The organism is Pseudomonas gingeri (assembly GCF_013385425.1).
Classification (GTDB): domain Bacteria; phylum Pseudomonadota; class Gammaproteobacteria; order Pseudomonadales; family Pseudomonadaceae; genus Aquipseudomonas; species Aquipseudomonas gingeri_D.
In genome coordinates this window covers 83,455-104,844 of sequence record NZ_JACAQA010000017.1, presented here as the reverse complement: position 1 = coordinate 104,844, position 21,390 = coordinate 83,455, and the positions used below count along the sequence as shown (strand labels likewise).

At 62.3% G+C, this 21,390-nt stretch carries 17 protein-coding genes and 4 tRNA genes; 9 read left to right on the top strand and 12 right to left on the bottom strand.

All coding sequences use genetic code 11. The features are described 5' to 3' along the window. Positions 1-218: 218 nt before the first annotated feature. Entirely contained in the window at positions 219-935 is a 717-nt protein-coding gene (locus HX830_RS20225) for an FKBP-type peptidyl-prolyl cis-trans isomerase (protein ID WP_103499741.1), read from the bottom strand. 258 nt (positions 936-1,193) lie between these two features. Between HX830_RS20225 and HX830_RS20220 the strand changes: the two genes are divergently transcribed. Together HX830_RS20220 and HX830_RS20215 are read left to right on the top strand one after the other, a co-directional pair. Further along, on the top strand, positions 1,194-3,008 hold the full coding sequence (locus tag HX830_RS20220) for a di-heme-cytochrome C peroxidase (RefSeq protein WP_371317536.1): 1,815 nt from the start codon (positions 1,194-1,196) through the stop codon (positions 3,006-3,008). 37 nt (positions 3,009-3,045) lie between these two features. Beyond that, positions 3,046-4,182: a catalase family protein gene (locus HX830_RS20215; protein ID WP_177102169.1), complete on the top strand. Its 1,137-nt coding sequence runs from the start codon at positions 3,046-3,048 to the stop codon at positions 4,180-4,182. A gap of 108 nt (positions 4,183-4,290) precedes the next feature. Here the strand turns inward: HX830_RS20215 and HX830_RS20210 are convergent. From HX830_RS20210 to HX830_RS20195, 4 genes are all read right to left on the bottom strand, one after another. Beyond that, a tRNA-Asp gene (locus HX830_RS20210) sits at positions 4,291-4,367 on the bottom strand. Positions 4,368-4,386: 19 nt separating this feature from the next. Beyond that, positions 4,387-4,462 (bottom strand) — tRNA-Val (locus tag HX830_RS20205). 167 nt (positions 4,463-4,629) lie between these two features. After that, a complete protein-coding gene (locus HX830_RS20200; protein ID WP_177102167.1) occupies positions 4,630-5,925 on the bottom strand; it encodes an MFS transporter in 1,296 nt (431 codons plus the stop codon). A gap of 51 nt (positions 5,926-5,976) precedes the next feature. Further along, positions 5,977-7,116, bottom strand: coding sequence for a mandelate racemase/muconate lactonizing enzyme family protein (locus HX830_RS20195; protein ID WP_103499838.1), 1,140 nt, complete (start codon positions 7,114-7,116; stop codon positions 5,977-5,979). A gap of 126 nt (positions 7,117-7,242) precedes the next feature. Here HX830_RS20195 and HX830_RS20190 point away from each other — a divergent pair, with 126 nt between their 5' ends. Continuing rightward, positions 7,243-7,389 carry a hypothetical protein gene (locus HX830_RS20190; RefSeq protein ID WP_177102165.1) on the top strand — a complete coding sequence of 49 codons (147 nt, stop codon included), beginning with the start codon at positions 7,243-7,245 and terminating at the stop codon, positions 7,387-7,389. Positions 7,390-7,423: 34 nt separating this feature from the next. Here the strand turns inward: HX830_RS20190 and HX830_RS20185 are convergent. Together HX830_RS20185 and HX830_RS20180 are read right to left on the bottom strand one after the other, a co-directional pair. Then, positions 7,424-7,500, bottom strand: a tRNA-Asp gene (locus HX830_RS20185). A gap of 19 nt (positions 7,501-7,519) precedes the next feature. Further along, positions 7,520-7,595 (bottom strand) — tRNA-Val (locus HX830_RS20180). 160 nt (positions 7,596-7,755) lie between these two features. Here HX830_RS20180 and rdgC point away from each other — a divergent pair. The 3 genes from rdgC to sugE all read left to right on the top strand — a co-directional run bounded on the left by rdgC (position 7,756) and on the right by sugE (position 10,344). Continuing rightward, a complete protein-coding gene (rdgC, locus tag HX830_RS20175) occupies positions 7,756-8,676 on the top strand; it encodes a recombination-associated protein RdgC (RefSeq protein ID WP_103499789.1) in 921 nt (306 codons plus the stop codon). Positions 8,677-8,944: 268 nt separating this feature from the next. Continuing rightward, positions 8,945-9,910, top strand: coding sequence for a bile acid:sodium symporter family protein (locus HX830_RS20170; RefSeq protein WP_177102163.1), 966 nt, complete (start codon positions 8,945-8,947; stop codon positions 9,908-9,910). Between the two features lie 116 nt (positions 9,911-10,026). Next, positions 10,027-10,344 carry a quaternary ammonium compound efflux SMR transporter SugE gene (sugE, locus tag HX830_RS20165; RefSeq protein WP_177102161.1) on the top strand — a complete coding sequence of 106 codons (318 nt, stop codon included), beginning with the start codon at positions 10,027-10,029 and terminating at the stop codon, positions 10,342-10,344. 87 nt (positions 10,345-10,431) lie between these two features. Here the strand turns inward: sugE and HX830_RS20160 are convergent, their stop codons facing one another. The 3 genes from HX830_RS20160 to HX830_RS20150 form a co-directional block, all read right to left on the bottom strand. Continuing rightward, positions 10,432-12,309 (bottom strand): MFS transporter, encoded by a 1,878-nt coding sequence (locus HX830_RS20160; RefSeq protein ID WP_177102159.1) that lies wholly within the window; start codon positions 12,307-12,309, stop codon positions 10,432-10,434. A gap of 91 nt (positions 12,310-12,400) precedes the next feature. After that, positions 12,401-13,555 (bottom strand): TDT family transporter, encoded by a 1,155-nt coding sequence (locus tag HX830_RS20155; RefSeq protein ID WP_177102158.1) that lies wholly within the window; start codon positions 13,553-13,555, stop codon positions 12,401-12,403. Positions 13,556-13,660: 105 nt separating this feature from the next. Next, positions 13,661-13,972: a cupin domain-containing protein gene (locus HX830_RS20150; protein WP_103494386.1), complete on the bottom strand. Its 312-nt coding sequence runs from the start codon at positions 13,970-13,972 to the stop codon at positions 13,661-13,663. A gap of 124 nt (positions 13,973-14,096) precedes the next feature. On the opposite strand from HX830_RS20150, the gene HX830_RS20145 reads away from it, so the two are divergent. After that, positions 14,097-15,059 carry a GlxA family transcriptional regulator gene (locus HX830_RS20145; RefSeq protein WP_103494387.1) on the top strand — a complete coding sequence of 321 codons (963 nt, stop codon included), beginning with the start codon at positions 14,097-14,099 and terminating at the stop codon, positions 15,057-15,059. Between the two features lie 63 nt (positions 15,060-15,122). Here the strand turns inward: HX830_RS20145 and HX830_RS20140 are convergent, their stop codons facing one another. Both HX830_RS20140 and HX830_RS20135 read right to left on the bottom strand, forming a co-directional pair. Continuing rightward, positions 15,123-15,887 (bottom strand): hypothetical protein, encoded by a 765-nt coding sequence (locus tag HX830_RS20140; protein ID WP_177102156.1) that lies wholly within the window; start codon positions 15,885-15,887, stop codon positions 15,123-15,125. 89 nt (positions 15,888-15,976) lie between these two features. Then, complete coding sequence (locus HX830_RS20135; protein ID WP_103494390.1) at positions 15,977-17,173, bottom strand: MFS transporter; 1,197 nt, start codon at positions 17,171-17,173, stop codon at positions 15,977-15,979. Between the two features lie 90 nt (positions 17,174-17,263). Here HX830_RS20135 and HX830_RS20130 point away from each other — a divergent pair, with 90 nt between their 5' ends. Both HX830_RS20130 and HX830_RS20125 read left to right on the top strand, forming a co-directional pair. Further along, positions 17,264-17,806, top strand: a complete 543-nt coding sequence (locus HX830_RS20130) for a TetR/AcrR family transcriptional regulator (protein WP_152741491.1) — start codon at positions 17,264-17,266, stop codon at positions 17,804-17,806. Positions 17,807-17,911: 105 nt separating this feature from the next. Further along, a complete protein-coding gene (locus HX830_RS20125) occupies positions 17,912-21,382 on the top strand; it encodes a hybrid sensor histidine kinase/response regulator (RefSeq protein ID WP_177102154.1) in 3,471 nt (1,156 codons plus the stop codon). Positions 21,383-21,390 lie beyond the last annotated feature (8 nt).

Genomic DNA, 21,390 nt, shown 5'->3' with positions numbered 1-21,390 from the left:
ACGCTGCAAGCCCCGTTTTACAAGGGGCCAGCTCAGATCGGGCGTTTTTTACTCACTGAAAAAAAGCCATTATTTCATTGACTTGGCATCAGTCTACGATTAGGCCCGTTAGCTGAATATTAAGACTATACCGACCTATGGATGTTCGTTTTCTTACAGCCTGCATCTCTCAGAAACGACAACGCCCCGAAAACGGGGCGTTGTCATGAGCCGGCGCCTTATTTGGCGGCGGCGTCTTCCTTGGCAGGATCCTTGATGGCCAGCAGTTCCAGGTCGAAGACCAGGACCGAGTTGGCCGGGATTGCCGGGCTTGGGCTTTGTGCGCCGTAGGCCAGGTCGCTCGGGATGTACAGCTTGTACTTCTCGCCGACGTGCATCAGTTGCAGGCCTTCGACCCAACCTGGAATCACGCCGCTGACCGGCAGGTCGATCGGGCTGCCGCGATCCACGGAGCTGTCGAAGGTTGTGCCGTTGGTCAGCTTGCCGGTGTAGTGAACGGTCACTACGTCGGTCGGCTTGGGTTGAGGACCGTCGGCTTTCTTGATGACTTCATACTGCAGGCCGGAAGCGGTCGTGACGACACCTGGCTTCTTGGCGTTTTCTTCGAGGAATTTCTTGCCGGCAGCCGCCGACTCTTCGCTCAGCTTGGCCATGCGCTCTTCAGCGCGTTTCTGCAGGGCGGCAAAGGCTTCGACCAGTTCGTCGTCCTTGAGCTTCTGCGGCTTCTTGCCGACGGCATCTTCGATACCCTGGGCCACGGCCTTGGAATCGAGGTCGTCCATGCCTTCCTGGGCCAGGCTCTTGCCCATGTTCAGGCCGATACCGTAGGAAGCTTTTTGCGCCGGGGTTTTCAGCTCTACGCTGGAATGCGAATCGCAACCCGCAAGTACCAGGCCTACCAGGGCTACCGCCGCCGCCAACCGATGCTGTTTCATGCTATTTCCTTGTTCATGCGCCTAAAGGGCAATCGTATAAAGCCGCGAGCTTATCAGGCCGCCACGACCAATGGCTACCGGCATGAGAGGGGCAAACAGCCAATAAGTTCAGGTGTTTGGGGCATTTTACAAAACCCTGACAGTCTGCTTACGTCTGCACGGACACGACTGAAGCGCCACGGGCCAGCAGTCACAGCCATCATGGCTACTTGATGCCAGGCAACGGCTCAGGCATAAGAAGGAAACAACTCGACAAGGATGCTGATCTTGCGCATTTTTTACCGTGTATTACTGGCAGCGTTTCTCCTGCTTTGCCTCGGCATCGCGGTGATCTTGTACTACGTCGTCAATCCGAAATTACCGACTTACGTACCGGCCCAGGTGCGTTATCTGGAGCAATGGAGCGAGGCCGACCGCCAGACCTATTACTACACCCCCCAGGGAACCCAGGTCAAAGGCCTGCGTTATGAGTGGTTCACCGCCCTGGAGCTGCCGTTTTCCGAACAGCGCTTTGCGGAACCGGCGTATCTGGCGCGGTTCGGCTTTCTGATTGATCCCAAGCGCAAGGCCAGCACCAACAACCCCGGTAATCTGCCGGTGGGTTTCGCCCGCCATCAGAACCCCGGCAGCAACGAGCAGTATCTGGATATCACCTGTGCCGCCTGCCATACCGGCGAACTGCGCTATAACGGCCAGGCGTTGCGGATCGACGGCGGCTCGGCCCAGCATGTGCTGCCCTCCAGCGTACCGACGGTGCGCGGCGGCAGCTTCGGCCAGGCCATGGTCGCGAGCCTCGCCGCCACCTATTACAACCCGTGGAAGTTCAAGCGTTTTGCCCACAAGGTCCTGGGCGATAACTATGACGCCCAGTACGACCAGTTGCGCACCGACTTCAAGCAGTCGCTGGACATCTTCCTGAAGACGGCCTGGAACGATACCCATCGCGGGCTCTATCCGACCCAGGAAGGCCCCGGCCGTACCGATGCCTTCGGGCGCATCGCCAATGCCAGCTTCGGCGATGCCATCTCCGAGAAGAACTATCGCGTCGCCAACGCTCCCGTGGATTACCCGCAGCTCTGGGATATCTGGACCTTTGATTGGGTGCAGTGGACGGCTTCAGCCCAGCAACCCATGGCACGTAATATTGGTGAGGCGCTGGGGGTTGGCGCGACCCTGAATTTCTTCGACGCCAACGGCCAGCCCTTGCAAGGCGCCGACCGCTACCCTTCCGGCGTGCGCGTGCGTGACCTGCAACGGATCGAGGAAACCCTCAAGCACCTGCAACCGCCGCACTGGCCGGAGGACCTGTTCGGCAAGGTCGACCTGCCGCTGGCCGCCAAGGGCCGCGGGCTGTTCGCGGAAAACTGCGCCGGCTGCCATGTGCCCCCGGTGACCGAAGAGAACGGTCGTCCGGTAAAACACCTGGTTTCGATTCCAGTCGCAGTGATCGGCACCGACCCGAACACCGCCAATAACATCGCCGACAATCGCTACGACCTGAGTGCACTGCAGTGGAACCCGGTCGAGCTGGCGAAACTGCCGGTCCAGTTGCACCCGGCACCCGAGGCGCCGCTGGATATGACGCAATTGTCGGTAGCCAAGGGCCTGGCCTACGTCACCGCCTTCGTCGAAGAGCGTGCCTATCGCGAGGCCAAGGTCACGCCGGAAGAACGCCCGGCCATGGACGGCTTCGGCCTGCCTATCGGCGTGCTCGAACAACGCGCCTACAAGGCCCGGCCGCTGGCCGGCGTATGGGCCACCCCGCCGTTTCTGCATAACGGCTCGGTGCCTTCGCTGTATCAACTGCTCTCGCCCCAGGACGAGCGCGCCGGCAGCTTCTATCGCGGCACCTTCGAATACGATCCGCGTCATCTCGGTTATCGCCAGGAAGCCTTCCCCAATGGCTTCCTGTATGACACCCGGATCAGCGGCAACCACAACAGTGGCCACGAATTCCGTGCCGGCAAGCGTGGTAACGGCGTGATCGGTCGTTTGCTGCAGCCCGAGGAACGCTGGGCCCTGCTCGAATACCTGAAAGTCCTCGGCGGCCCGCTGGAGGCGCAACTGCCATGACCCCTACCCTTCGCGTTCACGTTAAAAGGATGTCTACATGCTGACCCGACTCTGGCTGCGCCTCGGCGCCTTTCTGGGCAAGAGCCTGCTGATCCTGATCGGCCTCGGGCTGGTCGGCTGGGCCCTGGCCAGCGGCTGGTACGCCTGGCGCCATAGCGGCCCGGTGTCCGCCGAAGAGCAGATCCCGCCCGGCGAATCGGCCATGACCCAGGACATCATCCAGACGGCCGTGCGCATCGTCGACCAGCATCGTGAAGGTACGCGCTATCTGCGCGATGCCCATGCCAAGGCCCACGGTTGCGTGAAGGCCGAGGTCCAGGTGCCCAGTGACCTGAGCAACGATCTGCGCCAAGGCGTCTTTGCCGAGCCGGGCAAGACCTGGCAGGCGCTGATACGCCTGTCCAATGGCAACGCCTATCCGCAGTTCGACAGCATCCGCGACGCCCGCGGCATGGCGCTGAAGTTGCTCGATGTTCCGGGCAAGCAATTGCTGCCGGGGCAACAGGGGCGCAATGAGCAGGACTTCGTGATGTTCAGTCATCCGAACTTCTTTGTCAGCGATGTCGCCGAATACCAGCAAAACATCGGCGCCCAGGCGGACGGCAAGCAGGTGCTGGCGTTTTTCCCGAGCTGGAACCCGACCACCTGGCAAGTGCGCCATCTGTTTATCGCCCTGGCGACCTTGGCACCGGCGCCGATCAGTCCGACCCAGACCACCTATTTTTCGGTCTCGCCGTACAAGTTCGGCAATGACAACGCCAAGTTCCGCGTGGCCCCTGACCCGCAGAGTTGCCCGGAATATACCTTGCCGAAACAGAATGAGGACCTGCCGAACTTCCTGCGCAGCGCCCTGACCCAACAGTTATCCACAGACCGCGTCCCGGCCTGCTTCGTCCTGCAGATCCAGCGGCAGAATGCGCATCTGTATATGCCGATCGAAGACACCAGCATTGAATGGAAGGAGAGCGACGCGTCGTTCCAGACGGTGGCGCGGATTCGGATTCCGGCCCAGGACTTCGACACGCTGGAACAGAATATCGCCTGTGACAACCAGTCGTTCAGCCCCTGGCACGGGTTGGAGGCGCACCGGCCGATTGGTGGGATCAACCGCTTGCGCAAGGCGGTGTATGACGCGGTGAGCGATTACCGGCATAGCCGCAACGCCGAGCAATAGCGCGAGGCCGCCAAAAGCTTCGCGGGCAAGCTCCGCTCCCACAAAAAAGCCCGCACAAGGCGGGCTTTGCGTGATGACCTGGCGTTCAGTGGTCCAGATCATCGAATATGGCGCAGCGGACGGGACTCGAACCCGCGACCCCCGGCGTGACAGGCCGGTATTCTAACCGACTGAACTACCGCTGCGCGTAGCGTTGAAGCGAAATGGTGGGTGATGACGGGATCGAACCGCCGACCCTCTGCTTGTAAGGCAGATGCTCTCCCAGCTGAGCTAATCACCCTTTCGTTTCGGTGCGGGCGCATTATGCCACAAAAAATCCATAACGCACTGATTTAGATAATCTTTTTTCAGAACCTGGATTTCTCGAAGCCCAGAACGAGAAAAACCGGGCATTAGAGAGACGAAAACCAGCGGCCCGCCTCCCCGCCGGCCCTGGCCTCCAATAACTTATTTCAATGCGACCGAAGGGCTGGTGCGCTGGTTTTCAGCAGCCGGGGCATACCCGCGTACCGCCAGGATGACCACCAGCATACCCAACCCGCAGACCCCGGCGGCGATCACGAACGCAACGTTGTAGCCACCGCCGTATTGCACCACCAGGCCGGTCAGCGACGGCGCGATAATGCCGGCGAGGTTGGCCAGCAAATGCACGAAACCGCCGGTACCGCCGACACGATTCTTCGGCACGATGTCCTGAATCAGCCCCCAGCAGATCTGTGGTGTGACGAACAGGAAAATACTCGACACCGTGATGCAGGCCACCGCCATGCTCAACGACGACACCTGGGTGGTGATCATCACGCAACTGGCCGCGACCCCAAGGCCGACGATCAGCACGCACTTGCGTGCCAGGATCACGTTGCCCAGCTTCCTGGCCAATGCATCGGTGACAAAACCACCGCCCAGGAAGCCCACCGCCGCTCCCAGCCAGGGGATCACGGCGATGATGCTCATGCTCTTGATGTCCAGGTGCTGAAAGTCCATCAGGTAGCTGGGCAGCCAGGTCAGGAAGAAATACAGCACATAGTTGAAGCAGAAAAACGCGGTCGCAACCGCCAGCACCGGGGCGGAAAAAATGTAGCTGACCAGGCTGCGGCCTTCCTGCACACCTTCGACCAACACCTCGGCACGACTGACACGAATCAACTCGCGCTCGGCCTCGGACACCTTCGGATGCTGCTCGGGCGTGTCCTTGAAGATCAACAACCAGGCCACCAGCCACAACGCACCCAGCAAGGCAATCACCACAAACGACACCCGCCAGCCGTAATTCAGCGCCACCAGGCCGACGATCGGCCCGGCCACGGCCGCACCCAGGGGCTGGCCGCAGTTGGTGAAGCCCAACGCCCGCCCGGCCTCTTCCCGAGGAAACCAATTGGTGATCGCCTTGTTGGTGGTGGTGCCCATCGGCCCCTCGCCCATGCCGAACAACACCCGGAAAATCAGCAGGTGGACGTACCCGGTAATGATCGCGGTCAATCCGCAAAACAGCGACCAGATACCCGCCGCCCAGGCAAAGACCTTTTTCGGGCCATAGGTATCGGCAGCCCAACCGCCGACAAAACACAGGGCGCAGTAACCGATGAAAAAGCTGCTGAAGATAAAACCCATCTGGGCATCGTCGATGTGCAGTTCGGTTTTCAACAGCGGCGCCACCACCGACAGTGCGGCGCGGTCCAGGTAGTTGAGCATGCCGGCAAAAAACAGCAGCCCGGCGATTCTCCAGCGGTAGTTGCCTTTCATTTTTTTATGGCCTTTGTTTATTATTTTTAGAGCGTGACAGCCTGTGATGGCTCAGCTGATCAGCGCGTGGTCCGTGCAATAGGTCCGCAACACCTCGACATCGGGCACAAAGCCCAGGCCCGGCACATCGGGCAGGCTCATGCGGGGCTTGAAGGCGAGTTCGGGATACAGCAGGCGCTCGAACTCGATGAAGGGGACTTCCAGTGCCACGTCCGCCGGCAACAGCGTCAACAGGTGGGCGACGGCGAGTAACCCGGGGCCGAAGTAGAAGCAATGGGGCACGACGCGGACAGCGTGCTCACGGGCAATGGCGAAAACCTCCAGCATCGCGCTGATGCCCCCGACCTTGGCGACACTGGGCTGCAGGATATCGACCGCACCCTGCTCGACCAGGGCGCGAATACCGTTCACCCCCGCTGCGTTTTCACCCGCGGAAATCGCCACGCCATGACGACGCACCTGGGCCAGACCGTTGATATCGTCGGGCGGCCAGACGGGTTCTTCCAGCCAACCGAGGTCAAGCTCGTGCAACTGTTCAGCCATGTCGCACGCCCGGGCAACGGTCCAGGGGCAATTGACATCGACCATCAACTCGCCGACCAACACCGGCAGCGCCGCACGGGCCGCCGCAATGGCCGGATAGGTGGTTTCATGCAGCTTGATCTTGCGAAAGCCCTGCTGGCGGGCGCGTTTGACCTGGGCAAATACTTCGTCTGGATCGCCGCCATAACTGACCAGGCTGGCGTACAACTCAAGCTCGCGCGGCGTGCCGCCCAGCAGCTGGTACAACGGCTGGCCCGCCACTTGTGCGGCCAGGTCCCACAAGGCGATATCGATACCGGACAAGGCATAGACCATGGGGCCGGTGGAGCCGAAACCATGCAGGGCGCGGCGTGCGGCGTCCAGGGTCCGGGCGCGGTCGGCCAGCGCGGTGCCGATGAACATGGGCGCCACCACTTCAGTCAGCGCCTTGAAGGTCACCGGATTGGAACCATGGCCAAAAGCCTCGCCCCAACCGCTCAGGCCGGTATCGGTGGTGACCTTGAGCATCAGGCTTTCCATACGCCGATGTCGGGGCGATGCGGCATTGAAGGCATCGTCGTCCTTGGCCGGCCCGAGGTTCTTGCGCTCAGGGGTACCCGCGGAGAAGGGGATGCCCAGGCGGATGATCTCGATACTGCGAATAATCACAGGCAGGTCTCCAAACGCTTTTTATTGGTGTTATAAACTGATGAAGCGAAGTGTTACGTTATCGTACAACATCATTGAGGAAGGAAGGAACCAATCCTGCGGGATATCCAAACAACGGAGTCGGGAATGCCGGCCTGGGAACGGCGCAACCTTGATCGCTGGGGAATTGAGAACCGAGGCCTGCTTGAATGGGTATTTGAAAACCGCGGCGGGCGCTGGATCCGAAGGGGATCCGGAAAACAAAAAAGCCCGCACAAGGCGGGCTTTCTGTGATGACCTGGCGTTCAGTGGTCCAGATCATCGAATATGGCGCAGCGGACGGGACTCGAACCCGCGACCCCCGGCGTGACAGGCCGGTATTCTAACCGACTGAACTACCGCTGCGCGTAACACTGATATCGAATGGTGGGTGATGACGGGATCGAACCGCCGACCCTCTGCTTGTAAGGCAGATGCTCTCCCGGCTGAGCTAATCACCCTTCGCTTTCGGTGTGGCGCGCATTCTACGGAGCACTCCAGACTCTGGCAAGCACTTTTTTTAATATTTTTCTCAGGCCTTCCAAAGACTTAGCAGAGGGTTGGCCTATGGGCCCACGAAGAGAATAATGCCCTCCTTTGTATAAAGGAGAGATGCACCCCATGTGGTTCAAGAACCTGCTGATCTACCGCCTGACCCAAGATCTGCCTTTTGATGCCGAGGCGCTGGAGACCGCACTGGCGAGCAAACCGGCCCGCCCCTGTGCAAGCCAGGAGTTGACCACTTACGGTTTCGTCGCGCCCTTCGGCAAAGGCGAAGACGCCCCGCTGGTGCATGTCAGCGGCGACTTCCTGCTGGTGGCCGCGCGCAAGGAAGAACGTATCCTGCCGGGTAGCGTGGTGCGCGATGCACTGAAGGAAAAGGTCGAGGAGATCGAAGCCGAACAGATGCGCAAGGTCTACAAGAAGGAGCGTGACCAGCTCAAGGATGAAATCATCCAGGCGTTCCTGCCCCGTGCCTTTATCCGTCGTTCGTCGACCTTTGCCGCGATTGCGCCGAAACAGGGCCTGATCCTGGTCAACTCGGCCAGCCCGAAACGCGCCGAGGACCTGCTGTCGACCCTGCGTGAAGTACTCGGCACCCTGCCGGTGCGTCCGTTGACGGTGAAAACCGCGCCAAGCGCGATCATGACCGACTGGGTGAAGACCCAGGTGACCGCGGAGCACTTCTTCGTCCTCGACGAATGCGAGCTGCGTGATACCCATGAAGACGGCGGCATTGTGCGCTGCAAGCGCCAGGACCTGACCGGCGAGGAAATCCAGCTGCACCTGAGCACCGGCAAGGTGGTGACCCAGTTGTCCCTGGCCTGGCAGGACAAGCTGTCCTTCGTGCTCGACGACAAGATGGTGGTCAAGCGCCTGAAGTTCGAAGACCTGCTGCAAGACCAGGCCGAACAGGACGGCGGCGAAGAAGCCCTGGGCCAGTTGGATGCCAGCTTCACCCTGATGATGCTGACCTTCGGCGAGTTCCTGCCGCAGCTGTTCGAGGCCCTGGGTGGCGAGGAAATGCCGCAGGGTATCTGATCACGCCGTAACAACGGGCGTACGCCTGTGGGAGCGGAGCTTGCCCGCGAAGAACGATGACTCGGTGTGCCAGACAGACCCGGTCGCCAGCATTCGCGGGCAAGCTCCGCTCCCACAGGTACTCCACCGTGTGCAGACTCTCGGTTCAACACAGAGATCCTGGGAGCCGGACTTACCGGAAGGCCATTGAGGCCACCACAAGCTTCGTGGTTAAGCTCCTCTCCCACAACGCCTGCTTGATCCGCCCCCCCATAACAAGGAACCCCCCATGCGCGCACTGGCCACACTCAGCCGCTTCGTCGGCAATACCTTCGCCTACTGGGTGTTGATTTTCGCCGTGCTGGCGTTCCTGCAACCCACCTGGTTCATCGCCCTGAAATTCGCCATCGTGCCGCTGCTCGGCCTGGTGATGTTCGGCATGGGCCTGACCCTCAAACTCGACGATTTCGCCGAAGTCGCCCGCCATCCCTGGCGCGTGGCCCTGGGCGTGATCGCCCACTTTATTATCATGCCCGGCGTCGCCTGGCTGCTCTGCCGGGCCTTCCAGCTGCCGGCGGAAATCGCCGTCGGGGTGATCCTGGTCGGCTGCTGCCCCAGCGGCACCTCTTCCAATGTCATGACCTGGCTGGCCCGCGGCGACCTCGCGCTGTCGGTGGCCATCGCCGCCGTCACCACCCTCCTCGCCCCGCTGCTGACCCCCGCGCTGATCTGGCTGCTGGCCTCGGCCTGGTTGCCGGTGCAGTTCAGCGAGCTGTTCTGGTCGATCCTGCAGGTGGTGTTGCTGCCGATTGTCCTCGGCGTCGTCGCCCAACGCCTGCTGGGTGAGCGAGTCCGCCACGCAGTGGAAGTCCTGCCGCTGGTGTCGGTGGTGAGCATCGTGATCATCGTCGCCGCCGTGGTCGCCGCCAGCCAGGCGAAGATTGCCGAGTCCGGCCTGCTGATCATGGCCGTGGTGATGCTGCACAACAGCTTCGGCTACTTGCTGGGTTACTTCACCGGTCGCCTGTTCAAGCTGCCGCTGGCCCAACGCAAATCCCTGGCGCTGGAAGTCGGCATGCAGAACTCGGGCCTCGGCGCCGCCCTGGCCAGCGCGCACTTCTCGCCGCTGGCGGCGGTGCCCAGCGCGCTGTTCAGTGTCTGGCACAATATTTCCGGGGCCCTGCTCTCGACCTGGTTCCGCCGTATGAGCGAAAAACAGGACCGCGAACAGGCGGCTGACAGCGCCCTGAACTGAAGGAAACTTGATCCACCGGACAAGAATGGGCACTATAGTGCGCAGCGCAGGGACGACCTTGCGGCTTGAGCGCGGTATCCATCCGGGGACGACCCCATCCATAGATGGAGGTTTTCATGTCCTGGATCATTCTGTTTTTCGCCGGGCTGTTCGAAGTCGGCTGGGCCGTTGGCCTCAAGTACACCGACGGCTTCTGCCGCCCGCTCCCCACCGCACTTACCGTTGCAGCCATGGCTGTCAGCCTCGGCCTGCTGGGCCTGGCCATGAAGGAATTGCCCCTGGGCACCGCCTATGCGATCTGGACCGGCGTCGGCGCGGTGGGCACGGTGATCGCCGGGATCATCCTGTTCGGTGAGTCCATGGCGTTGTTCCGCTTGGCGAGCGTGGGCTTGATCATTGCCGGGTTGATCGGCCTGAAAGTCTCGGCCGCCTGACACTCTGCTCGACTCAACACGCCCCCTTGTGGGAGGCCCGCGAAGCCGCCAAAAAGCTTCGCGGGCAAGCTCCGCTCCCACACTCGCCTACCGGTGCACCATTCCGCGCAATTGCAACACCTGTTCACGCAATTGCTCCGGCACCGCCACCTCGGCCCCGACCGGCGTCCCCGCCACCAGGGTCACCCGCGACCACAACCGGCGGAACAAGCCCTTGGCCGGATCACGGCTGAAGAAACTGCCCCACAAGCCTTGCAACGCCAGCGGAATCACCGGCACCGGGGTCTCCTCCAGCACGCGGGTCATGCCGCCCTTGAACTCGTTGATCTCACCGTCGGTGGTCAGCTTGCCCTCAGGGAAGATGCACACCAATTCCCCTTCCTTCAGGTACTCGGCGATCTTGCGGAATGCGCGCTCGTAGATCTCCAGGTCTTCGCTGCGCCCGGCAATCGGAATCGCCCCGGCCGTGCGGAAGATAAAGTTGAGCACCGGCAAGCGGTAGATCTTGTAATACATCACGAAGCGAATCGGCCGCCGTACCGCGCCGCCGATCAGCAACGCATCGACAAACGACACATGGTTGCAGACCAGCAAGGCCGCCCCCTCATCGGGGATCAAGTCCAGGTTGCGGTGCTCGACGCGGTACATGGAATGGCTGAGCAGCCAGATCATGAAACGCATGCTGAACTCGGGCACGATCTTGAAGATATAGGTGTTGACCGCGATATTCATCACCGACACCACCAGGAACAACTCGGGGATCGACAGCTTCGCCACACTCAACAGCAGGATCGAGACAATCGCCGAGACCACCATGAACAGCGCGTTGAGGATGTTGTTGGCGGCAATCACCCGGGCCCGCTCGTTCTCGGCGGTGCGCGACTGGATCAGGGCATACAGCGGCACGATGTAGAAACCGCCGAACACCCCCAGCCCGAGGATATCCACCAGCACCCACCAGGCCTGGTGATAACCGAGGATCGCCAGCCAGTCGTTGGCCTGCACGTTCTGCGGCAGATTGCCCGAATGCCACCACAGCAACAGGCCGAACAGCGTCAGGCCGAACGAGCCGAAAGGCACCAGGCCGATTTCCACCTTGCGCCCTGACAAGCGCTCGCAAAGCATGGAACCGGCGGCAATCCCCACCGAGAACACCGTGAGGATCAGCGTCACCACGGTTTCATCGCCGTACAGCCACTCCTTGGCGTACGCCGGGATCTGCGTCAGGTAGATCGCCCCGACGAACCAGAACCAGGAGTTGCCGACAATCGAGCGCGACACGGCGGGCGTCTGCCCCAAACCCAGGCGCAAGGTGGCCCAGGACTGGCTGAAGATATTCCAGTTCAAACGCAGTTGCGGGCTCGCCGCCGCCGCCCGCGGAATGCCGCGGCTGGCCAGGTAGCCGAGCACCGCCACCAGCACAATGGCGCTGGAGACGATAGGCGCGTAGTGCGCCGAGGACATCATCACCCCGGCACCGATGGTCCCCGCCAGGATCGCCAGGAAGGTGCCCATTTCCACCAGGCCGTTGCCACCCACCAGTTCGTCTTCTGCCAGGGCCTGGGGCAGGATCGAATATTTGACCGGGCCGAACAGCGCCGAGTGGGTGCCCATGGCGAACAGCGTCACCAGCATCAGCGACAGGTGATCGAAGACAAAGCCCACGGCACCCACCGCCATGATCACGATCTCACCCAGCTTGATCACCCGAATCAGCGCGTCCTTGGCGAACTTCTCGCCGAACTGGCCGGCGAGAGCCGAGAACAGGAAGAACGGCAGGATGAACAGCAAGGCACAGAGGTTGACCCAGATACCGCGATCACCCGTGAGGGCCAGCTTGTAGAGGATGGCAAGGATCAACGACTGCTTGAACAGATTGTCGTTGAACGCACCGAGGGACTGCGTGACGAAGAACGGCAGGAAACGTCGTGTACGCAGCAGGCTGAACTGTGAGGGGTGACTCATCTTCCCTGTACCTGAGTGGCGCCGAGAGCGGCTTTCTTGTTGGAAGGCGGATCACCACCCCCGGGCCACAACCTTACCTAAAATCAGGCAACTATTTCGCTATTCCTGCCAGGCAAGGCGAAACAAAAAGCTCGCCTTTATAGGCACCGCGCAGGGTTTTCGAACCGACAATCAGCCAGAGCACCGCCAGCAACGCCACCAGCACCAGGCCGAAACCACTGAAAAAGCCCAGGTGCAAGGTGCTGCCCAATTTCAAGGTGGCCAGGGAGTAGACGCCCAGGGGGAAGGTGTAGCCCCACCAGCCGAGGTTGAACGGGATGCCCCGACGCAGGTAACGCAGGGTGATCAGCACCGCCATCAGCATCCACCACAGGCCGAAGCCCCAGAGGATAATCCCGGCGAGCAGGCCCAGCCCGCTGGCGATTTCACCGATGCCGGCGAAGCCGTTGGCGGCGAAAATCGCCGGCGAGTCCGCGCCCAGCACCAGCATGCCCAAGGCCCCGGTCCCGATCGGGCCCAGCGCCAGCCAGCTCGAGGCCGCCATGTTTTCATGGGGCAACTTGTGCAAGGCCATGCGCAACAGCAGGATCACCAGGATGCTGAACGCCACCGGCACCGAGAACGCCCAGAGCACATAGCTGGTGATCAACACGTTGAACTGCATAGGGGTATCGAGCAGGTGCGGCGCCAGCAGGCCACCGCTGGCCGCCGCCACTTCCGCAGCCACCACCGGCAACAGCCAGACCGCGGTCATCTGGTCGATGCTGTGCTCCTGGCGGGTGAACATCAGGTAGGGAATCAGCACGCCGCAGGCCAGGGACATGGCCACGTCGATCCACCACAGCACCTCGGCGACCTGCACCGCGCTGTCGCCCCAGCGTGGCACGCCGAACAGCAGGAAACCATTGATGATGGTCGCCAGCCCCATGGGAATGGTGCCGAAGAACATCGAGACCGTGGAATGCCCGAAAATCCGCCGCGCCTCATGGAAGAACAATACCCAACGCGCGCCGTAGAGCAGGCTGAATACGACGAACAGCAGGATATTGAACAGCCACAAGCCTTCGGCGAAGGCGCGCTGGCCCGGGACTTCGACCGGCAACTGGGCCAGGGCCAGCGCCAGGACACCGGTGCCCATGGTGGCGGCGAACCAGTTGGGGGTGAACTGGCGAATGACTTCACGAGGGTGCTGAAGGTGGCCTAAAGGCCGGATTCCGGGTTTGACGCTATTGGGGCACGGTTGCATGACTGACTCCTGTCCTCGGGTGAGGTTGCAGTCATCATAGAACCGGATAGAATATCCATATAACGGGTAATTTCTCTAACTGTTATCTGTTTTATAGATAAGCTGTCATGGACTGCCTTCGGTTTCGATCACCAGCACCCGTGCCTCGCCCAAGGGTTCGGCCAGGTGCTCACAACCGATGTCGGCGTAGAAAATATCGCCGACTTCCAACATGACGGCCTGCTCGATCCCGTCATTGCGATAACGCATGCGGACCCGACCATCGAGCACCACAAACACCTCCTGCCCATCATTGACGTGCCAGATATAGGGCTGGTCGGTCCAATGCAGGCGGGTGCTGATGCCGTTCATGCTGGCGATGTCCAGTGCCGCCCAGGGACGGCTGCCGGTGAAGTCTGCGCTGCGGATAATCGCCATGGGCGGGGTCCTTGATGGGGATGGTCGAGCACTCATGATTGCCCGTGATCCACACATTAATAAGTGGCCCGAAAGATAATCTTCGATAAGATCAGGCCAAATCGCTGCCCCGAGTACACAGTCGATGACCACGATCCATGTCGCCGTAATCGCCTTCAACGACATCAGCCCTTTTCATTTATCCGTACCGACGCTGGTATTCGCCGAGCAGCGCGAAGGCATCGAGATGCCACGCTTTTCCCTGAAGGTCTGCGGCTTCGAGCCTGGTCCACTGATTACCTCGGCGGGTTTCGATATCCAGGTTCATCATGGGCTTGAGGTGCTCAGCCAGGCCGACGTGATCATCATGCCGTCCTGGCGCGACACCGAGGAGCGGCCGCCCGAGCCGTTGCTGGAAGCACTGCGCCAGGCACACGGCGAAGGCACGCGGATCGTCGGCCTGTGCCTGGGAGCCTTTGTTCTTGCTGAAGCCGGCCTGCTGGACGGACGCAAGGCCACCACCCATTGGAATTGGGCCGCGACCTTCGCCCGCAAATACCCTCGGGTGCTGCTGGATGCCGACGTGCTATATGCCGAGTCCGAGCACTTGCTGACCTCGGCCGGCACTGCCGCCGGCCTGGATTGCTGCCTGTACCTGATGCAGCAACTGTGCGGGGCCGAAGTCACGCACAAGGTGGCCCGGCGGCTGGTGGTCGCGCCCCATCGTTCGGGTGGCCAGGCGCAGTTTATCGAGCGGCCCCTGCCCCTGGCCGGCGAGCAGGATCGCCTGGGGCAACTGCTGCAATGGCTCGGGCACAACTTCACCCGGAGTCACTCCCTGGATGAACTGGCGGATCGGGTAGCGATGAGTCGCCGCTCATTCACCCGGCACTTCAAGCAACTGACGGGGACCACTGTCGGCCAGTGGCTGCTGGGGCAACGTTTGAGTCATGCCCAGCGACTGCTGGAAAGCAGCGCCCAGGGTATTGAAGCCATTGCCCTGGAAGCGGGGTTCGGCACGGCCCTGTCGTTACGCCAGCATTTCCAGGCCTCGCTACGGATTTCCCCGTCGGCTTATCGGGCGCAGTTTGCCGGGCGCCAAACCTGAGAACCTGTTGCCACGCGGTCCTTGTGGGAGCAGAGCTTGCTCGCGAAGAGGCCCGTAAGAACGCTAAAAGCTTCGCGGGTAAGCTCCGCCCCCACAATGACCGTATTCATCCGCCTCTTGCTCCAAACGATAAAGATCCAGCTGAGCCTCCCTGCGCAACCACGCGGCATCCAGCACCGGCTCCTTACCCGGCACTGGCCGTTTGATTTCATCGCCACGCACCAACGCGCTGCGCAAAATCGCAAAACGCGCGCGGTTGATATGCCCACCGGAACCATAGACCCCCGCCCTGCCCAATTTCGCAGCGACGCCGGTTTCTCGCCCGAACCAACCGCCACCGACACCCAGGCGCACCATGATAAAGGCATGATCGCGGAGAATCGCCGCACTGGTCTGGATCAGTTCGATAAACCCCTGGGTCGCGATATCCATCGCCTCCAGCCCATGCAGTTGGGCAATCCGCTTGCCGATCCACACCCCCTGGGTCCTTAGCAGCAGCACATCGACGCAGTCATGGGCCAACTCGACCCGGCGCCGCGGATCAGGCTCTTGCAACAGCGCCTGCCTGAGGGTCTGCAAGGCGAAGGCCATGGGCACCGAACCCTGGGGCCGCATTCGCCGCGAGGGCAGCACATGGCAAAGCAATTGATGCAAGCCGAACAGACTCTCGGGTTGCAGGAACAAACGGGCCTGAGCGGACAACGGCTGCCAGGCCACCTCCTGCAACAGACCGAGCATTTGTGTCAGATCCGCCGACTGGAGCCGCAGGGCAAGCTGGGTGGACGTCGGCAAGGGCGTCCGGATGCCTGAGCGTGTGGGAGTCGTCATTGAGCACCGTGATCCTTCCGGTAAAAGACCCCAGTCTGACCAGCACCCCGCCGTCGATCTTGCAATAACCGATCAGCCGGCCGACCGGCTCAGGCCACCAGGTCCCGCGCCGGGCGGCGCCACAGCAACATCAGCAAGGCTCCGAGCGACAGCCCGATCAACATCACGCCATAGCCGTCGGTCGTGGCGATCAAGCCCAGGCTGTGACTCAGGTTGCCCGCCAACAACGCCGGCAGACAGAACGCCAGGTAGCTCAGCGCATAAAAAGCCGACATCAGCCCTGCCCGTTCATGGGGCAAGGCCAGCGGCACCACGCTGCGCAGCGCGCCGAGGAAACCCGAGCCGAAACCGCCCCCCGCGACCAAGGTGGCGAAGAGAAACAGCGGGAGACTGGCGCTGTGCACCGCCAGCAGAATCAGACTGACGCCAATGGCCAGCAGCACGGCCCCCAGGCGCAGGATTTTTTGCGCCGGGCGATCGCGCAAGGTGAAGATCGTCAACGCGCCGCTGAGGGTCAGGATTGCCACCAGCACGCCACCGATCAGGTTGGACGTCGAGCCGGTCGCGGCGCGTACCAGCGAAGGCGCGAGGGACAGGTAGAAACCGCCCATGGCCCAGACCGCGACGTCCACCGGCAAGGCGATCCACAGGGCCTTGCGCGCTTGCGGCGGTACATGCAGGGTCGGACGCAACGAGGCCAGCGCGCCCGGCTGCGCGCTGACCGTTTCCGGCAAGCGCCAGACAGTCGCCGCCTGCACCACCAGCAGGCCGAACAGAATCCAGTACACCAACTGCATGGGGTGTGGCGCGAACTCCACCAGCAAACCGGAACCTAGGCCCCCGCAGGCCATGCCCAGCAAAGGCGCGATACTGTTGATCAACGGCCCCTTGCGGTTGTCGTTGTCCAGCAGGGACGCACCCAGTACGCTGGTGGCCATGCCGGTGGCAAAACCTTGCAGCGCCCGCGCGGCGATCAGCAACACGACGCTGTCGGCCGTGATAAACAGCCACATCGCGCCGATATCCAACAGCAATGCGGTAAAGATCACCGGCCGGCGACCCAGATGGTCGGACAAGGAACCGACCGTCAACAAGGCCGCCAGCAGGCTCAGGGCATACACCCCGAAGATCAGCGTCAGGGTCGCCGCGGAAAACCGCAGGGTTTCCTGATACAGATGGTACAGGGGGGTCGGCGCGCTGGAGGCGGCCAGAAAGGTCAGCAAGGTGATCGACAGAAACACCAGGCTGGCACGGTTGGACACGGGCTTTTCGGCGCGATGGGACATAGGCACACTCCACAAAAGCTAAAATATTGCTTTTACGGAGTGTGCTACGGCTTTTCTCTTAAAGCAAATTCTTTGTGTTAAGGTTTTGGCATGGCGATCAAAGAAAGTGTACGTCCGGGCGGCCGCAGTGCCCGGGTGCAGGAATCGATTCATCAGGCGGTCCGCGCGCTTCTCGAAGAGCAGGACCGCGCGAGCCTGACCGTTCCGCAGATTGCGGCGCGGGCCGGGGTCACGCCTTCGACCATCTATCGGCGCTGGGGCGACCTGGCGGTGTTGTTGGCCGATGTGGCATTTGCGCGTATGCGCCCGGAGGTCGAACCGGCCAATACCGGCAGCCTGCGCGGCGACCTGCGGGCCTGGGCCGAGCAATACCTGGATGAAATCAGCTCGGAACCGGGCCGGCAGATGATGCGTGACGTGCAATGCAGCACCAGCACCGGTTATTGCACCACCATCCTCGGCGGGCAGTTGCAGATCATTCTCGATCGTTACCCGCAGGCAATGCTGCCCAGCGTCGAGCGCCTGCTGGACCTGATCGTCGCACCGACGGTGTTCCGAGTGTTGTTCGCGGACAAGCCGTTGAGTGTCGAAGCTCTGCACCAACAAATCGAGTTGGCACTCACCGCCCCTTAGCAACAGGGCTGCGACCTTGGTCGACACTGACGCCGCCCGGTCATCGTGCGAGACTGTAGCGCCAGGGCCGGACTGCCCTCGGAATGTCTTTTGCCGGGAGTTTCCATGTCGCTGTCCAGCGGGCTGATCGCCGCCGTCGCCCTGGCCTATATGGCCATCATGTTCGCCATCGCCTTTTATGGCGACCGCCGCAGCGCGCCCCTGCCGCCACGCGTGCGGGCCTGGGTGTACAGCCTGTCCCTGGCCGTCTATTGCACCAGCTGGACCTTCTTCGGCGCGGTCGGCCAGGCCGCCGACCAGCTCTGGGCGTTCCTGCCGATCTACCTGGGCCCCGTGCTGTTACTGGTGTTCGCACCCTGGGTCCTGCAAAAGATGGTGCTGATCAGCAAACAGGAAAACATCACCTCCATCGCCGACTTCATCGCCGCCCGCTATGGCAAATCGCAATCCCTGGCGGTGGTCGTGGCGCTGATCTGCCTGGTCGGCGTACTGCCTTATATCGCCCTGCAACTGAAAGCCATCGTCCTCGGCGTCAACCTGCTGATCGGTGCCGGTGCCGACGCCATGGGCGTACGCGCCCAGGACACGGCGCTGGTGGTGTCGCTGATCCTGGCGCTGTTCACCATCGTCTTCGGTACCCGCAACCTCGACGCCACCGAACACCACCGCGGCATGGTGCTGGCGATTGCCTTCGAATCCCTGGTCAAGCTGTTCGCCTTTCTCGCCGTCGGCGCCTTCGTCACCTACGGCCTCTATGACGGTTTCGACGATTTGTTCAGCCAGGCCAAAACCTCGGCGCTGCTGGCCGAATACTGGGAAGAAACGGTCAACTGGCCGTCCATGGTGGTGCAGACCGGCGTGGCGATGATGGCGATCATCTGCCTGCCCCGGCAGTTCCATGTCACAGTGGTGGAAAATATCGAACCCCAGGACCTGCGCCTGGCCAAATGGGTGTTCCCCGCCTACCTGATCCTCGCGGCACTGTTCGTGGTACCGATCGCCCTGGCCGGGCGCATGATGTTGCCCACGGATGTCTTGCGTGATTCCTACGTTATCAGCCTACCATTGGCCCAGGCCCATCCGTCGCTGGCCTTGCTGGCCTTTATCGGTGGTGCCTCGGCGGCCACCGGCATGGTGATTGTCGCCAGCGTCGCGTTGTCGACCATGGTCTCCAACGACATGTTGTTGCCCTGGCTACTACGCCGGCAGAACTCCGAACGGCCGTTCGAAGTGTTCCGCCACTGGATGCTCTCGGTGCGTCGGGTCAGCATTGTCGCCATTTTGCTGCTGGCCTATGTCAGCTACCGCCTGCTGGGCTCGACCGCGAGCCTGGCAACCATCGGCCAGATCGCCTTCGCCGCCGTGACCCAGCTGGCGCCGGCCATGCTCGGCGCGCTGTACTGGAAACAGGCCAACCGGCGCGGGGTGTTTGCCGGTATCGCCGGCGGCACCTTCCTCTGGTTCTATACCCTGATCCTACCGATCGCCGCCCGCAGCCTGGGCTGGTCGCTGAGCAGTTTCCCCGGGTTGGCCTGGCTGCACGGCAACCCGCTTAACCTGCCGATCAGCCCGCTGACCCAAGGCGTGGTGCTGTCGCTGGCAGGCAACTTCACCCTGTTCGCCTGGGTCTCGGTGCTGTCGCGCACACGGGTCTCCGAGCACTGGCAGGCCGGGCGCTTTATCGGCCAGGAACTCAATGCCCGGCCCAGCGCCCGCTCGATGCTGGCGGTGCAGATCGAAGACCTGCTGACCCTCGCCGCACGCTTTGTCGGCGAAGAACGCGCACGCCAGAGTTTTATCCGTTTCGCCTATCGCCAGGGCAAGGGCTTCAACCCGAACCAGAACGCCGACAGCGACTGGATCGCCCACACCGAACGCCTGCTGGCCGGGGTACTCGGGGCCTCCTCGACCCGCGCGGTGGTGAAAGCCGCCATCGAAGGGCGGGAAATGCAACTTGAAGATGTCGTCCGGATCGCCGACGAAGCCTCCGAAGTGCTGCAGTTCAACCGCGCGTTGCTGCAAGGCGCCATCGAAAACATCACCCAGGGCATCAGCGTGGTCGACCAGTCCCTGAGGCTGGTGGCCTGGAACCGCCGTTACCTGGAACTGTTCAATTACCCGGACGGCCTGATCAGCGTCGGCCGGCCGATTGCCGATATCATCCGCTACAACGCCGAGCGCGGCCTGTGCGGTCCCGGCGAGGCCGAAGTGCATGTCGCACGGCGCCTGCACTGGATGCGCCAGGGCCGCGCGCATACCTCGGAGCGGCTGTTCCCCAACGGTCGGGTCATCGAGCTGATCGGCAACCCGATGCCCGGCGGCGGTTTTGTCATGAGCTTCACTGACATCACCGCGTTCCGCGAGGCCGAGCAAGCCCTGACCGAGGCCAACGAGGGCCTGGAACAGCGCGTCACCGAACGGACCCACGAACTGTCGCAACTGAACGTCGCCCTGACCGAAGCCAAGGGCACGGCGGAAGCGGCCAACCAATCCAAGACCCGCTTCCTTGCGGCGGTCAGCCACGACCTGATGCAGCCGCTGAACGCCGCCCGCCTGTTCTCCGCCGCCCTCTCCCATCAGGACGACAGCCTGTCCCGGGAGGCCCGGCAACTGGTCCAGCACCTGGACAGTTCGCTGCGTTCGGCCGAGGACCTGATCAGCGACCTGCTGGATATCTCGCGCCTGGAAAATGGCAAGATCACGCCCAACCCGCAGCCCTTTGTCCTCAATGAGCTGTTCGACACCCTCGGTGCGGAGTTCAAGGCCCTGGCCCAGGAGCAAGGCATGAACTTCCGGGTTCGCGGCAGCCGTTTGCCGGTGAACAGCGATATCAAACTGTTGCGGCGGATCCTGCAGAACTTCCTGACCAATGCCTTCCGCTACGCCAAGGGCCCGGTCCTGCTCGGCGTGCGGCGCCAGGGCGGCCTGTTGTCCCTGGAAGTCTGGGACCGCGGGCCGGGGATTCCCGAGGACAAGCGCCAGGTGATTTTCGAGGAGTTCAAACGTCTCGACAGCCACCAGACCCGGGCCGAAAAAGGCCTGGGGCTGGGTTTGGCGATTGCCGACGGACTCTGCCGGGTACTCGGGCATCGCCTGCAAGTGCGCTCCTGGCCGGGGCACGGCAGTGTATTCAGCGTCAGCGTGCCGATTGCCCGTCATCCGGCGAGCGAGGCCGGCCACAGTCCGCTCGTCAACGGCCAGGCACTGAGCGGTGCCCAGGTGTTATGCGTGGATAACGAGGACAGCATTCTGATCGGCATGCACAGCCTGCTGACCCGCTGGGGCTGCCGGGTCTCGACCGCGCGCAATCGCGAGGAGTGCGCCGCGCTGCTCGATGGCGGCCTGCGTCCGCAACTGGCGCTGGTGGACTATCACCTGGATAACGGCGAGACCGGAACCGGCCTGATGACCTGGATGCGCACGCGCCTGGCGGAGCCGCTGCCCGGTGTGGTGATCAGCGCCGACCTGCGCCCGGAAACCGTCGCACAGGTGCATGGGGCGGGGTTGGAGTACCTGGCCAAGCCGGTGAAACCGGCGGCGTTGCGGGCGTTGTTGAGTCGGCATCTGCCGCTTTGAACGCGGGC

Coding starts and splice junctions, on each gene's coding strand:
- HX830_RS20225 (WP_103499741.1), bottom strand. CDS start 935: ATGAAACAGCATCGGTTGGCGGCGGCGGTAGCCCTGGTAGGCCTGGTA.
- HX830_RS20220 (WP_371317536.1), top strand. CDS start 1,194: ATGCTGATCTTGCGCATTTTTTACCGTGTATTACTGGCAGCGTTTCTC.
- HX830_RS20215 (WP_177102169.1), top strand. CDS start 3,046: ATGCTGACCCGACTCTGGCTGCGCCTCGGCGCCTTTCTGGGCAAGAGC.
- HX830_RS20200 (WP_177102167.1), bottom strand. CDS start 5,925: ATGAAAGGCAACTACCGCTGGAGAATCGCCGGGCTGCTGTTTTTTGCC.
- HX830_RS20190 (WP_177102165.1), top strand. CDS start 7,243: ATGCCGGCCTGGGAACGGCGCAACCTTGATCGCTGGGGAATTGAGAAC.
- rdgC (WP_103499789.1), top strand. CDS start 7,756: ATGTGGTTCAAGAACCTGCTGATCTACCGCCTGACCCAAGATCTGCCT.
- HX830_RS20170 (WP_177102163.1), top strand. CDS start 8,945: ATGCGCGCACTGGCCACACTCAGCCGCTTCGTCGGCAATACCTTCGCC.
- sugE (WP_177102161.1), top strand. CDS start 10,027: ATGTCCTGGATCATTCTGTTTTTCGCCGGGCTGTTCGAAGTCGGCTGG.
- HX830_RS20160 (WP_177102159.1), bottom strand. CDS start 12,309: ATGAGTCACCCCTCACAGTTCAGCCTGCTGCGTACACGACGTTTCCTG.
- HX830_RS20155 (WP_177102158.1), bottom strand. CDS start 13,555: ATGCAACCGTGCCCCAATAGCGTCAAACCCGGAATCCGGCCTTTAGGC.
- HX830_RS20150 (WP_103494386.1), bottom strand. CDS start 13,972: ATGGCGATTATCCGCAGCGCAGACTTCACCGGCAGCCGTCCCTGGGCG.
- HX830_RS20145 (WP_103494387.1), top strand. CDS start 14,097: ATGACCACGATCCATGTCGCCGTAATCGCCTTCAACGACATCAGCCCT.
- HX830_RS20140 (WP_177102156.1), bottom strand. CDS start 15,887: ATGACGACTCCCACACGCTCAGGCATCCGGACGCCCTTGCCGACGTCC.
- HX830_RS20135 (WP_103494390.1), bottom strand. CDS start 17,173: ATGTCCCATCGCGCCGAAAAGCCCGTGTCCAACCGTGCCAGCCTGGTG.
- HX830_RS20130 (WP_152741491.1), top strand. CDS start 17,264: ATGGCGATCAAAGAAAGTGTACGTCCGGGCGGCCGCAGTGCCCGGGTG.
- HX830_RS20125 (WP_177102154.1), top strand. CDS start 17,912: ATGTCGCTGTCCAGCGGGCTGATCGCCGCCGTCGCCCTGGCCTATATG.